Origin of the sequence: Piscirickettsia salmonis LF-89 = ATCC VR-1361 (assembly GCF_000297215.2) — a bacterium.
GTDB classification, from domain to species: domain Bacteria; phylum Pseudomonadota; class Gammaproteobacteria; order Piscirickettsiales; family Piscirickettsiaceae; genus Piscirickettsia; species Piscirickettsia salmonis.
On the sequence record NZ_AMFF02000016.1, the window covers coordinates 36,324 to 50,526 of the forward strand.

Sequence of the window (14,203 nt, forward strand, 5' to 3'; positions counted from 1 at the left end):
AGATGAATATGACTGACGCGATTGCAACAGAAAAAGAACAAGTAAAAAAATTAGCCCAACAGTTAGGAAATCCGTATATTTTACCAGATTTTAAATTACTTGTTGAGAAGGTAGAAGAGCTTTATTGCGAACGGCTATATCGCGTTAAGACCTTACATAAAATTTGTGATCACGTATGCCAGTTCGATGTTAAACCGGGTGATGGTGATGGTGATGGTGATGGTGATGGTGATGGTGATGGCGGCATTAGTATCAGAGGAGATATCGTTTCACCTTATTCGATGATTAGTGCACTTTATTTAATTAACCCACGGCGAGCAATGTCTATTTTTATTGAATTTATTTGCTCTTACGAATCAGCTGAAGACGTTATTCGCAATCATTCAAAGCGATTGGGTATTAAAGTGTCTGATAAGGCAGTTCCTATGGTGATGAGTGTATCAGAGAGGTTATTGAAAGAAAATAAAGAAAATAATAAAGCAGCGAGTAATAAAAAATCTAAAGATAGCGGAGTGACATTAGGGTAGTGGCAATGCAAAATGATCAAGGTGGCGGCGTGCCTCATGTTATTTATTATACGATTGCGATTGCAATCTTAGCCTGTACTATTTTTATTTACTTTCATGATGCGGTAGTGCGTATTATTTTACCCTTTAAATTGTTCGAGTTAAAAATAGTGGGTTTTACGACTAATCAGTTAAATTACTTAAGCCATTGGGCCAAAAATACGCCGACGATTGCCGTGACTGCTCAGGACTTATATACATTATCGAATATTATTGGTTTGACCTTGCGTTGGCTGAGTGTGCCGGTGGCATTGATTACAATCGTATTGTTATGGAGATTTCACCCAGCGAATAAATTATCGACGACCCATGATATGAACAGCTTATTGCAAAGTATGCAAACGGTGTTCCCTGAAACGCAGCCGATTGTTGGTAAACATTTAGATGCTGAAGAAATTAATAAGGGATTATGGCGCATGGCATCCACTCCGGTAGAGTTTATGAGGGAGCATCATTTACTAAAAGCGAATAAAACCATTGATCAAGGTTTAGCGGTTGAGGTATTCATTAAACAGCTCGGTGCGGTTTGGGTTGGTGAAGAAAAACTCAGTACTATGGAAAAGGCAGTCTTTGGTATTTTGGCTGCATATGCATGCTATGATCGTAGTGAAGCGGACAAGGCCGCAAATGAGATTTCTTTTTCTGCACAAAAAGACAATTTAAACTTTACTTTAGCTTTGCAGCTATTTGAACAATATAAAGCAGAAGAAAAGATCGAAAAAATTATCCAGTCGCATCATTATGTCTATACGATATTTTCATCATTACTTGAGTCGGCCAGGAAAAGTGGCACGGTCTCTACAGCCGCGCTTTTATGGTTAAAAGCCCAGCATCGTTCGCTTTGGTACTGTTTAAATAATGTCGGTCGTCAGGCCGTTTTTGTTGAGGCTGCTGCGGTAAGATCGCATTGGCTGGTAGAAAAAGCACTGGCTGGGCCGGTTGCGATGCCGATGGTAGATCGGGCAATCCATGGCCTGAACGCAGTATTTAAAACTGTAGAGATTGAGTAATGTTAAATTTAGCACTTCAAGCCTTGCCTGGGAATAACATTAAATTCGAACGCCGTAAAAATAATCTGTTATTTAAAAAAATTGCTGAAGAGATTGCCTTGGCTGCGAATTATCATTGTCAATATTGCGGTATTTTTTGTCAGGGGTGGCATACAGCTGTGAATATTGATGGTGATTACAGTAATAATCGACATAGTAACTTGACGGTTGCGTGTAAATTATGTGCCGGTTGCTTATTAATGGATCAATATACAGTGGATTATGTCGGGGAGAATAAACTTATTTTTTTGCCAGAAGTGAGTCAAACAGAGCTGAATCTTGCTGCAGTGGCTATGGCAAGAATGGTGAAGTCAGGAGGAAACAAAGAGTATACGCTAGCGGCAAAGACCCTGTATTCTAGTTTAAGTGGTCGATCTGACTTTTTAAAGAATATCTGCAGCTCTGATTTGAGTCATCCAAGTGTTTTTTTATTTATTAATTCAAATAAAGATAATAATCATGAACTTGTGTCAGGGATAAGATTAATGTTTTCATTTGGTGATTTAGATGGTATATGTTGTGATTAGAGCTGATTATAATTTGAGTCATTTAATTTAAATTAGGCTGAGTTGTAGTAATGATAGACCTTGCTGAAGAAGTTGCAGATTATTGGAAATCTTATAAAAACAGTAATATTAATCATGCCTTGATTAACTTTGAGTTGATTGAAAAAGAAATTTATTTAATTAATGATAGTGATGCAACAAAGGTTGCCGAGGTATTAGAGTATGCAAGTGATCAAGATTTAAGCCATCTAAACCATGATTTAATATTAAGACTAATGAATTCGTTGCCTGCGGCTTATATGTTTTACTTGCTGCATCAGCTCAATAAATATCACTCAGAATATGTTGCTAATTTGATTGATAAATCTAATGAGCTTAAAGATAAGCAAGAAAATTATAAGAATTTTTATGATAGAAATATGTTGTTTGAAAAACTTCAAATTGTTGCTCGGATTTTCTCATCAGACCGGGTAAATAAGTTGATTCAGGCGCTAAGTGAATAGTTATTATGGCATTAGTTGACGGGCTATTTAATAATGTAGAAGGCTTTTTTGCTTGGGCAGGTCTATTACTTAAGCAATCACATGCGGCGTATTGCGATTTAGAAACTGCAGATAGTCGCCATGTTTTGGTGACAAAAAATGCATCGCTTATTTCAGTCATTCGGATTGATGGTTTTCGCCGCTTTGTTGGTAAGGCCGAATTTCAACAGCTTTGTGATCAATTTGTTGAATCAATTCAAGGTTCTTTTTCTTCTGAAGGTCACTTTATTCAATTTTATTTTAATTATAGCCCTGAAGGTGTGGGCTATCATATTGACCAAGCTTTACATTCTGCAGAAGAGACCGCTGCCCGAATTAATTTAAATATCAGTGATATTTTTTCATCAAAAAGAAAAGTGCTAAGTCGTGTCTGCTCTCATGAGGACTGCTTTTTGGTGCTGTGGACAGAGCCTTCAGCACTATCAGCCAAGCATGTTAAGCATGCCTTTAAAGAGCAAGCTGACAAGATTAATTCTTATAATTTGCCATTAGCGCGGCGGGCAGCAAATTTATTTTTAGGCTTGCCTGAACTTAGAAATTTACATGACTCATTAATTAGTACGGTGGTTGAAGATTTACAACAAATTGGCTTTTATATTAAGCTGCTTGATGTCCATACGGCACTGTATGAGACACGCAAGTCGATTGACCCTGGCTTTACCGCGCCAGAGTGGACGCCATCATTACCTGGTGATACGGTGCCTGTGCGCTTGAAAGAATATGAAAATGATAAGCGCTGTGATATTTCCGATATTTTATGGCCACCGTTATCATCCCAGGTGATTCCACGAGAAGGTGAAAATCTCGAGCTTAAAATCGCTAGAGTTGGTGGGATGATGTATTATCCCCTGTATATTGAGCTATTTCCAAAAAGTATTCGGCCTTTTTATGATTTATTTCGCCGTGCCGCTTTGGCTGACTTGCCTTGGCGAGTGTCATTTCAGATCGCGGGTAATGGCATTAAGGTCACTCAATCTAAAAATTGGTTAGCGCAGTTTTTAACATTCAGCTCTTATCATAATAAATTGATTGTCGAGTCACATAAGTTATTAAAATATCTCGATGAACGTGGTGATGACCCCATTATTAAACTGAAAGTGGTGTTATTAACGTGGGCGCCGGTTGGGCAAATGAACTTACTAAAGCAACGCTCAGCAAAGCTTGCGCAGCTCACTCAAGCGTGGGGAGGCTGTGAAGTTAAAGAATTTTATGGCGATCCGTACGCAGAGGTGTTATCCAGTGCGGTGGCTGTACGTAACAAAAGCGCAGCGGTGACCTCTGGCGCACCCTTGTCTGATGTCGTGAAGATGTTACCGATTACGCGGCCTGCATCTCCTTGGAAAAAAGGGGCTTTATTATTTAGGACGCCCGATGGCAAGCTGTGGCCCTATCAGCCAGGTTCTAACCATCAGGTGAGTTGGATTGATATTATTTATGCTCGCTCCGGGTCGGGCAAGTCGGTATTATTAAATAGTTTAAATTTAGGTTTGTGCTTATCTCCTGGTTTATCGCAATTACCTCGTATTGCGATTATTGATATTGGGCCTTCAAGCAAGGGGTTTATTTCTTTATTAAAAGAAGGCTTAGCCGCGGATGAAAAAAATACCGTACTCTACCACCGTTTAAAGCTTGAAGATGGTCATGCGATTAATCCTTTTGATACGCAGTTAGGAGCGCGTTATCCAACTAAACTACATCGCTCTTTTTTAATTAATTTATTAAGTTTATTGTACGTTGAGCGCGCACAGGATGATATTCCAAATGGTATGTCAGGGATGCTCAGCTTACTGGTGGATGAGCTGTATCGGCAATTTAGTGATCATGAGCAGGCCAAGCCTTATATTCCGCATATGGATAGTTATTTAGAAAAGAAAATAAATGAAATTAATATAGAAATTAAGCCGGGCAGCAGTTGGTGGGCAGTGACGGACTTACTGTTTGAAAAAGGTTGTTCTGATTTAGCATTACGTGCACAAAAATATGCGATGCCGACCTTAGCAGATACTATTTCAACCGCACACTTTCATGGTATTAAAGATATTTATGCGAAAGTCTCTTTACCGAATAGTCAGGAAGACTTTGTTTCTGCATTTTGTCGGACGATGTCTGCGGTGATTCGTAATTTTCCGACTTTAACAACACCAACACAGCTTAATTTAGAAAAAGCGCGGGTTATCGCTTTAGATTTAGAAGATGTGGCGCGCTCAGGGAGTGCAGCGGCTGAGAAGCAAACCGCAGTGATGTACATGTTGTCGCGTCATGCGATGGCCCAGCACTATTTTCTGCGACACGATGATATCCGTGCTTTTCCTAAAAATTATCAGGCCTATCATGAAGAGCGTATCCGGGAAATTTTAGAAGAGCCTAAACGCATTGTCTACGATGAATTTCACCGGACTGCAAATAGCCCATCAGTGCGCGATCAAGTCATTCAAGATATGCGTGAAGGGCGTAAGTGGAAAATCCAAATTTCTTTGGCTTCTCAGGCGTTGCAGGATTTTGATAAATTAATGGTTGATTTTGCAACCGGTGTTTTTATTCTTGATTCTGGATCGACACAAGGTATTGAAGAAACGTGCAAAACCTTTGGTTTAAATGAAACTGAAAAATACGCCTTAGCCACACGAGTGCATGGTCCAAAAAGTTCAGGGTCAACATTTATTGCTCAGTTTGTGACCAAGCAAGGGGTGAATACTCAATTATTGACAAGCACGGTTAGTGCGGTTGAGTTATGGGCATTTAATACCACGACTGAAGATGTCTATATTCGCGAGTCATTGTATAAGGTAATTGGCCCTGAAGAGGCGAGAAAGCGTTTGGCGTTAAAATATCCGCGAGGCAGCGCGACAAAGGAAATTGAGGCATTAATTGAAGAAAACCATGATTTAAGTGTGGCAGGTGCCTGTGATTTGGTCTTAAAGCAATTGCTCCATGATGTACAAGAGGATGAGGAGTGATCTGATGAATATTATAAAAAAAACACTGATAGTCTTTGCTGTGATTTCAAGCGTGAGCTTAAATAGCATTCAAGTTAGTCATGCAGACCCGGTTTCAATGGCTGTTCTATTAAAAGAACTATACTCGATTCAAGGTAACCAAAAAGCTGGAAATAAAGAGCTAGAGAAGGCCAATAGCGCGTTAAACTCGGGATTTCCTCCTGATACTTTGAAGAGTTTTGAAAATCTCTCTCCGCAGTCATCACAGCCCTCTAAATTTAGTGAGTATATGCAAAATGCTAGCCATAGTGGCAGCAAGAGCAAAGAGAATAGCAGTGTGAAAGCACAGATTAAAAATTTGCCAGATAATAAATACCTGATGAGTTTAGTTCAAGGCCAATATTATGATAAAGAAGTAAAAGAGAATTTATTAAGTGCTGGAGCATCACCTCAGGCGGTTGTTTTGGCAACCGCCGTGTTGTCACAAGTGAATCTCAATGAAAAAACAAATGGCCAATTATTAAAAGCCGTGCAGGCACAATTGAGTAAAAATTGGCAGGATGGCTTAAGAGTCTCTACGCGTGATCAACTATTACGGATGATTTCACTGCAGCTTTCCGTCAGTAACTTAAGTCAATATCAGCAATTACGGACCCAAGAGTTAATGGCTTTATTACAGTTGGCAGGATTAATGGATCATGGTGCGCTGCTCGGTAAGTTGACTGAAATTAATAATAAATCGATACGCATAGACAAGAAATTAAGTGAGGTTAATCGACAATTAGATATAATTAATCGTCATTTTAAGAAGTCTAGTAACTAAGCATAAAATAATTAATAAAGGTAAACCATATGCTATCTTTAGTTCCGGGCCCGGGAAATGACCAATCTGTTTATTTCTTATGGCAAATTTTTGGAAATATTATTTATTGGGTGTCAGGGCAAGAGACCTCTGAGAGTGATTTAACTATTATTCACTATGTTATCTCAGCGTTTAACTCTGGCTTACTTTCTTTATTATTAGTGATTTATGCCCTTGTTATTTTTATTGGCACCTTAAATACTGCGCACCAAGGGGAGTTTCTAGGTAGAAACTGGTCTTCATTATGGATGCCAATACGCGCTATTTTTGGTCCACTTTGTGTTGTGCCAGTTAAATATGGCTTTTGTTTGGCGCAAGTGGTTTTACTCTATGGTGTTTTAGTTGGTGTTCAGCTGGCTAATTATGTTTGGAATAGTTTAGAGACAGATTTGGATGGCACGGCAATCCCTTCGGTGCCGGTGAGTTTATTAAATAGTGTGAAAGAAAATGTGGGGCGGGCGGTACTCTATCGTTCAGTGCAAAAAGTGTCTGATAGTTTAGGTTTGAAGACAACAGATCTGCCTTCGACGCGCTTAAAGAGTAGTTATGCCTGTGATGAGGTCCAAGGGGCAAACCAATTTTATAATATAGGTAATACGCCGACGTTCTGTGCTAATTCACAATCATTGATTCCAACCAGCTTACTACCTAAGCTAACATCTTATACGAGTCAGCTCTGTCAGCCGAATAAATTTGATAATTTTATTGCGGCAATGCGCTGGTTTTATCAAGATCCATATAACGATAATGGCATGACAGTTAAACCGGCAGGTGTGCCTGGTTTATCCAGTGGTACTCTTGCTCAGCAATGTGTTGATGCGGTAGATTCATTGCTCACTGGTGGTTCTTCCTCTATGGAGAAAGTGTACAACTATAACTTTTCTGTTGCTGGAAAAAATCAAGTGATTGCATTGAAGGCAAATTTAGGTGATGCATATTCACATGAAAATAAAGAGCGTTATGTCAATGCGGTTGGTCATATCGCGTTTAACTTCGAAAATCAAAATTATAGCTCGGGTAAAGCCAGTGATTATTCTAAGAGTGCAGATGAGTTTACTCGTACCATTGTCAATGATTTATATAAAAATGATGTAAAACAAGCGCATAGTTCTTTAAATGATTATCTAAGTGAGTTGAATAAAAACCTGCTCAATGTCGCAGGAGACGCTACCAACCGTCTGGTCAAAAATACTAACGTGCCAACGGATGTCAGTGTGCGGGAAGGGACGGATATTGTCACACATTCGGTTAATTGTAATAATTATTTAATCAATGGCAATTTAAGCTTGAGATATCTTGAATGTTTGCAGCTAAAAGATTCTGGGCAGACATTTAGCATGTATGATGTGAGCAATAAAGACTACCCATTTGAAAATTATATTAAAAGTTGGTGGATTGGTGGGGGTAGTTATTTAGCCGTTGATAAAATCATGAATTATAATTTAGAAATGGTGAAACATAAGTTGGATCAAGAAATTTCTTATCCAGATATGAATATTGTTTCTACGGTTCATTATGAAATTCCGTTATCGGTTAATTATTATCCTTTGATTGATGGCCACCCTCCGCATTATCAAAACAGTGAGGGTAATACTGAGTATGCCTCTGATGTGAAGACGACGATTGTCTCGGCCAACGCTGGAGTGACCTCAGTCACGAATACCATTCCAGATGGTTTGAGTATGGTTTCAAGTAGTTGGGCCAGTAATGTTTACCATGCGGTTCCCGCCTGTATTGAAGAGAGTGGCTCGCAAGCGTGTAAGGATATTATTGCTTTACAAACTCAACTGCTTAATTTGCCGAGTGAGTGGCGGCTACCGTTTATTTATTTGTTCAATCTTGTAAAAAGTGGCTCTAAATCAGCGATGAAAAGCATTTCAGATAGCCCCAAAGATGTCACTTTTTTAAATAATGTCTTTTACTTTTTAAAGCAAAATGGCATTTATCAGCCGACAACAACAACCGCCGTGCCGGTGTATGCTGTGATTGGTCGGATTTTCGATCAGGTCGGCGGTAATGGCTTATCTTCGGATATGACTGCTGTTATGAATGAGTTTTATAATTTGGGGATGCCATCGAGCAACTTATTTAGCAAAATTATGCAAGCTCAACAAGTCGGTGCGGATGTTGTTCAAGCGGTTATTGATAGCTTTACGAATATTTTTGAAAACTACCAAGAGCAGTTTAAAGATATTCAAAGCACAGCAGAGTCGATGATTTCAGATTGGTCATGGGGTGCGGGTATTGCTGGGGCACTGGGCGGCTTATTTGGTGCAGGAAGCATTGGTACGGCTGCAGCTATTTTGGGGCAAACTGCCGTACAGCTGTATATGGCGACACAAATTGGTAATTTATCCATGTCGTTAGCATGGTTACCGATCGCCTTGGTGGTCCTCGGGTCGCTATTTACTGCGGCGATTAGCTTTGTTGTGATGATGCCGTTAATCCCTTACTTTTTATTCTGGGCGGGGACGATTGTTTGGGCGCTGAGTATTCTTGAAGGTTTAGTGGCAGCACCATTGGTGGCACTTGCATTGGTTTATCCTGAAGGTCATGAGATTTTAGGGCATGGTTCACCGGCTATAAAAATAGCCTTGAATATTATTTTCAGGCCGGTATTAATGGTTATCGGAGTGATCGCAGCGATGGCTTTAACGTATGTGTTGATTACTTATTCTGCACAAGGGTTTCATTTGGTTGCTCCGTTAATACTAAATAATTTCTCCGCATCTGGGATGGTCAATGGCATTGTTTCTTGCTTCTTAATCTTTATTTATGCGTCATTTATGATGATGGCATTTAGTAAATGCTTTTCTGTCATTTACTTAATTCCAGACAAAGTCTTTGATTGGATCGGTGCCTCTGCTGGTCACAGAGCCGGTGCTGAAGAGGTTCAACAACTACAAGGTAAGGCCGAAGGCATGGGTAGTCAGGCCGGGCAGTCAATGGGATCGGGTGTGCAGCAAGGCATTCAAGCCAAGCAAACAGAAACCCAATCCAGTGTGCAAGCACAGTCACAAGATATTCAAGTCGCAGAAAAAGCAGGAGAAGCGGCGGGCAGCGAAGCGAGAAGTGCTGCAGAAATGGCGACATAATTATGATAATAATCAATATGCGATTTGGAGGTGTTTATGCCAGTGCCAGGTAATTTAGATACTAATCGATTAGGACAGCAGCAAGAAGAGTTTGAGATGGTCGATGGTCAGCCTGTGTCTGTGCCGGTGCAGGGCTTAGGTGCTCAGGCTGGTGATGATGGCTCAGAGCTGGAAGATCTGCCGGCACAGGATCAGGATCAAGCAGAAGTTGCGGGAGATCAAGAGCAGGTGGCAGCGACTGCTGCCGCGGATAAGGAGAGAGAAGAAAAAGAGAAGGAAGAGAAGAAAAAGCGCTTAACTGAGATGCGTGATGAGCTAGGAAAAACCCATGAGGACATGGGCAAGCAGCCTGAAAGAGGGCGCTCTATTTCTAAGCAGCACAGAGATAAAGGGAATGAGCTGACGCAACGCATGGAAAAACTTAGCAACACTGATCCAAAAAATGTGACTGATGAAGAAAAGGCTGAGTTTATCAGTGAACTAAAAGCATTAGGCAGGGAAGCTAATCAGTTAGCGATGAGTGATAAGGAGAAGGTGCCATTAAGAGCGGGTTTTTTAGGGACATTCATATCACTTATTCAAAAGTTTGTTGCTTGGAATAGAGAAGACAATGTTGATTTTCAGCTGGAGGCAATCAAGGATCGAGCTGAAGAGCTAAAAAAGAAATTTGATAGTGAACTCAGTGAGTATAATACTGCGGGGGCTGAAGGGCCTAAACCAGGCGGTACCGGGCCTAAATGTGTTGATGATGAAGATGACGATGATGAAGACGACGATAAGAAGCGCCGTCAGAAGCTTGAGGAAGTTGCAAAAGAATTAGCAATGTAATGGCTAAAGTAATGACAGGGACAGTCACCTTGTAGTAGATGTTTTATAGGTATATTTTAAATAAATATTTAATTGGTTTATATTGATAAATAAACGGTTTTTATTTTATTTTTTTAAAAATTAAATAGATAGAATGTGTATTTTTAATATTGTTTTTGTCTGTTTTCTGATTTATAATTTTCTAGTTGTTTTTCCTTGTGTGTTAATTTTAGGTTAGGGTTTAAAGTTGGCTGACTCTGCATTGACTCAAGTAAAGCTTAGAAATGATTTTTATAGAGATAATTTCCGACGCGTTTCTTTGATTTTGCTCATTTCGATATTAATCAATGTAGCCTTGCTGGCTGCTTTTATTGTGTCTTTAAGCTCGCGGCCGGAACCTAAATACTTTGCAACGACATCCAATGGTCAGCTGATTAAGCTGCACTCCTTATCCTTTCCTGTTATGAATGACTCTGCGGTGATTAGCTGGCTGTCTGATATTGTGCCAAATATTAATTCACTGGATTTTTTAAACTACCGTACGCAAATTCGTGAAAAAAGAAAATACTTTACTTCATATGGCTGGGAGCAGTATTTGAAGGCATTTCAGCCGATTGTTGAGAAGATACGTGATAATAAATATGTAGCACGTGCTGTCGTGTCTGATGTGCCGGTTGTCATTCAGAAAGGCAATATCGATGGGGTATACAGCTGGCGTTTGCAAGTGCCGATGATTATCACTTACCAGCAAGGTGCTTCGCGAGATACTCAAAATGTGATTTGGACCGTATTGATTCAACGTAGCAATGAGCATGCCGATAGCTTGTTTGGAATCGCACAGATTATTCAAAAAGGTGATGAGACTTAGATGGATTACAACTCTACATTTACTAAAGTCATGCGGCTCTATGTGGGGCATCGTTTTTTTTGGAAAGGAGATGAAATTAGTCATGAAGACGTGCTATCTTTATCTGGACATATTATTGAAACCTTATTGCGAAAGGTAAACTTGACATATAGCTTTTTATTTGACAGTAAGATTTCTTATAGTCGCAAACGTTTGGAAGGTCAGAGTCAAGAAAGTATTCACATTAATTCAGATAAAGAGACTGCTTTTATCCTTCTTTTAATTGTGATTGATATTATGGAAGAAGCGGTAATAAAATCTGGAGACGATGTTTATTTGGATAACTATATTAAGTGATATGTGATGTTTAAAAAGATAGTCTCTAGTTTTAAATCTGCCGCTTCCTACTCTTTTCTTAAAGAAAGTTTTTCTTTTATATTTTCAACATCTAAGAAAATTCTGACAGTTTCTCCTGATAATAAGAATGGAGAAAAAACTCAGATTAATGAATTAGAAATTTCAAATTATGAAATAAAAAAAACGAAAAGTGTCTTTAGATTTTTAATGTGGGTTTATTTTCTTTTCTTTATTATTATTTTTACCTATACTTTGGTGAATATTGTAAATCATTCATTAATGACGGCAATTATAGGTATTGCTGCTTCTTTAGCTTGCTTATCCCTCGCTTTTAAGTACCATTTTTGGTTGACCCAGATTAAAGTCGGCCAGCTTGGAATCACTCTAAAAGAGTGGTATGAAAGCCTATGGAAGTAACCGGGGATAAAGCTGCGACTTGTAAGAGAAATAATGTATTAATAACATTTATTTCTTATCTTAATAAAAATTTTTCTTATTTAGATAAAGCGACTATTTTTCTTTCTACTATTTTAATAGTACTGTCTTTTTTATTCAGTTATATTAACTGTAAATACACTCATTATTTAAGTAGTGTTACACCACCATTACTTATTGGTAGTATTTTAATCATTTTGGCTATTATGCTGACCCTTCTGGCATTGCCCTTGCGCCAAGCATTGCCTAAAATTAGCTTAGTATTTAAATTGATTGGCCTTTATTTAATCGCTTGGGTGGCGATGTTGCTTGCCTATAATATGCAGTTTACGCCCTTTGATCCGCTTGATGATTATTTATATCATATTGATTTAGCGTTAGGTTTTGATTTAGGTTTATGGATGCAGTGGTTGCACCAACACCCTTATATTCAGCAAAGTTTACTTTATATTTATGACTCACTCGAGTATCAGGCGTTTGTTTTACCTATTATTGCTTGTTTTTTAGTTGACCAGCAGGATATTGAATTATTTTTAGCAAAATTTGCTTTTTTAAATTTAATCGGTTGCTTAATTTACTATTTTTTGCCAACAGCTTCGCCAGCAAGCGTGGTTGCCTCGCCTTATTTTACTCAAGGTCAGCTTGATATCGTTCTGCAATTTAAGCAGCTGCATGAGGGAATTCAACCGAGCGTGATTGGTGCTGGACTGATTAGCTTCCCATCGTTTCATGTTATTTGGTCGGCACTTTTTACTTGCTTGTTTAAAAAGCAGCGATATTTGTTTTGGCCTTTGTTGACTTTAAATGTTATCCTGTGGTTTTCTACAGTATTATTAGGTTGGCATTATATTCTTGATGTGCTTGCAGGGTTAATTTTAGTATTATTGGCAATAATTATTTTTGATTATGAAATTTTAAAACGCTCTCCATTGCATTGAACTGTATTGATATTAAAGCGACATTCTTGAGTTAAGGTATAATTAATCGCATAGGCAATTTCTTGTGCAGCTTGCTTAAAAAGATTATTAAGGGATGAGCCGGTGATGGTCGCAGAGAGTTTTTTGCTCCATAGTGTTTGTTGGTTATTTCCAAGCGTTGTAGAAAAGCTGAACATGCCTATAACCGTATTTTTACTGCTATCATTGATTGTGACCGGATAGAGCTTAATTTTGAGTGTGCTCGTTTTTTTAAGGTGAGTATTATTGTTTAAAGGCGAGCCTAAGTTTGCTTGAGTGAGCATGCTTTGTACTGTTAAACGTAAAGCCGCTGGAAAGTTCTCTGTAGAGTAAAATCGATAGTGCTTATACAAGCCTGCTTTTGTGAGCTTAATGGGTGTGACTTGGATAGGAAAAGGTAGGGCGGAGGCGGTCACTGGACTCTTGTAAGTTGCATCTGTGCCTAGGTCAACAGGATAAATACTACAGCTGCTTAAGCTACTTAAAAGCAGTGACGTGAGTGTTAATATGTAAGGTAATTTTTTGATTTTTCTCATTATTAAAGTGCCAACGTAAGTTAAATATATCATCATTAATTTCTTGTTAGTTTATCGGCTTTCAAGTACAATTGGAATGCTTTAAGTTAAAATTAATATGATTTTTCCTAAGATCTTGACAGTTTAGTGGTGATGGTATTTAGATTGAACTGGGTTTTAAAAAAAAATAGTTTTAATATCAATCTGTCTGTCTTTCTTGGTGGGAGAAAACAACGCTCTCTAAGTGAGGCAGTTTGAAAAAATCATTTGTTATTATTCTAGTGATTATTGCGCTATTTAGTTGCTTTATGGTCTCTTTTATTGCCGGTGGTACGAATGGTTTTTTGAAAATATTTAGCTCTTTACTCAGTTTGCTTGAGTGGGGTATTTTGGGCTTTATTATTTTTGTAACGGGGTTATTTGTTATTTTTGGCTCTATTGTTGTTTGCGCAGCTGTATGGGATGAGTTGTTTAAAAAGCAAAAATAAATTTACATTATTAGTATATAATGACGGGTTTTCACTAAAAAAGTTAACTTTAAACGTAGATTAAGATCCCCGTCTTAAGCATATATTCCAGACTATTGACTTCTTTTTTTCTAAACATTAAATGTTAAAAATTTATTAAAAAATATTAAATTAATAATAAATGTAGAATAATACTTAGGTAAGATCCATTGTCTTGAATGAATAGTTTAAAGATTAGGTTAAATCGCTGCGAGCCATGGAGT

The 14,203-nt window shown here is 38.4% G+C and carries 14 protein-coding genes; 13 read left to right on the plus strand and 1 reads right to left on the minus strand.

What is annotated here, in order from left to right; all coding sequences use genetic code 11:
• Positions 1 to 2 precede the first annotated feature (2 nt).
• The 12 genes from C200_RS01855 to C200_RS01910 all read left to right on the plus strand — a co-directional run bounded on the left by C200_RS01855 (position 3) and on the right by C200_RS01910 (position 12,940).
• Positions 3 to 527 (plus strand): hypothetical protein, encoded by a 525-nt coding sequence (locus C200_RS01855; protein WP_016209954.1) that lies wholly within the window; start codon positions 3 to 5, stop codon positions 525 to 527.
• 5 nt (positions 528 to 532) lie between these two features.
• Positions 533 to 1,576 carry a type IVB secretion system coupling complex protein DotM/IcmP gene (gene icmP, locus C200_RS01860; protein WP_032126210.1) on the plus strand — a complete coding sequence of 348 codons (1,044 nt, stop codon included), beginning with the start codon at positions 533 to 535 and terminating at the stop codon, positions 1,574 to 1,576.
• Positions 1,576 to 2,142 carry a type IVB secretion system protein IcmJDotN gene (gene icmJ, locus C200_RS01865; RefSeq protein ID WP_016209972.1) on the plus strand — a complete coding sequence of 189 codons (567 nt, stop codon included), beginning with the start codon at positions 1,576 to 1,578 and terminating at the stop codon, positions 2,140 to 2,142. The genes icmP and icmJ overlap by 1 nt, the downstream gene beginning before the upstream one ends.
• 50 nt (positions 2,143 to 2,192) lie before the next feature.
• Complete coding sequence (icmW, locus tag C200_RS01870) at positions 2,193 to 2,624, plus strand: type IVB secretion system protein IcmW (RefSeq protein ID WP_016209975.1); 432 nt, start codon at positions 2,193 to 2,195, stop codon at positions 2,622 to 2,624.
• Positions 2,625 to 2,629: 5 nt separating this feature from the next.
• Positions 2,630 to 5,620, plus strand: a complete 2,991-nt coding sequence (locus C200_RS01875) for an ATPase AAA (RefSeq protein ID WP_016209956.1) — start codon at positions 2,630 to 2,632, stop codon at positions 5,618 to 5,620.
• 4 nt (positions 5,621 to 5,624) lie between these two features.
• Positions 5,625 to 6,422 (plus strand): hypothetical protein, encoded by a 798-nt coding sequence (locus tag C200_RS01880; protein ID WP_016209965.1) that lies wholly within the window; start codon positions 5,625 to 5,627, stop codon positions 6,420 to 6,422.
• 29 nt (positions 6,423 to 6,451) lie between these two features.
• Entirely contained in the window at positions 6,452 to 9,556 is a 3,105-nt protein-coding gene (locus C200_RS01885) for a DotA/TraY family protein (protein ID WP_016209973.1), read from the plus strand.
• Between the two features lie 36 nt (positions 9,557 to 9,592).
• The gene (locus C200_RS01890; protein ID WP_016209950.1) at positions 9,593 to 10,384 is read left to right on the plus strand and encodes a hypothetical protein; all 792 of its coding nucleotides are present in this window, start codon (positions 9,593 to 9,595) and stop codon (positions 10,382 to 10,384) included.
• A gap of 226 nt (positions 10,385 to 10,610) precedes the next feature.
• Positions 10,611 to 11,231, plus strand: coding sequence for a type IVB secretion system apparatus protein IcmL/DotI (locus tag C200_RS01895; RefSeq protein ID WP_017378255.1), 621 nt, complete (start codon positions 10,611 to 10,613; stop codon positions 11,229 to 11,231).
• Positions 11,232 to 11,567 carry a hypothetical protein gene (locus C200_RS01900; protein ID WP_016209957.1) on the plus strand — a complete coding sequence of 112 codons (336 nt, stop codon included), beginning with the start codon at positions 11,232 to 11,234 and terminating at the stop codon, positions 11,565 to 11,567.
• 6 nt (positions 11,568 to 11,573) lie between these two features.
• The gene (locus C200_RS01905) at positions 11,574 to 11,984 is read left to right on the plus strand and encodes a hypothetical protein (RefSeq protein ID WP_016209951.1); all 411 of its coding nucleotides are present in this window, start codon (positions 11,574 to 11,576) and stop codon (positions 11,982 to 11,984) included.
• Positions 11,975 to 12,940 (plus strand): phosphatase PAP2 family protein, encoded by a 966-nt coding sequence (locus C200_RS01910; protein WP_016209969.1) that lies wholly within the window; start codon positions 11,975 to 11,977, stop codon positions 12,938 to 12,940. The genes C200_RS01905 and C200_RS01910 overlap by 10 nt, the downstream gene beginning before the upstream one ends.
• Here C200_RS01910 and C200_RS01915 read toward each other — a convergent pair.
• Positions 12,907 to 13,494: a hypothetical protein gene (locus C200_RS01915; protein ID WP_016209970.1), complete on the minus strand. Its 588-nt coding sequence runs from the start codon at positions 13,492 to 13,494 to the stop codon at positions 12,907 to 12,909. The genes C200_RS01910 and C200_RS01915 overlap by 34 nt on opposite strands.
• Positions 13,495 to 13,727: 233 nt before the next feature.
• Between C200_RS01915 and C200_RS01920 the strand changes: the two genes are divergently transcribed.
• Entirely contained in the window at positions 13,728 to 13,961 is a 234-nt protein-coding gene (locus C200_RS01920) for a hypothetical protein (RefSeq protein ID WP_016209976.1), read from the plus strand.
• Positions 13,962 to 14,203 lie beyond the last annotated feature (242 nt).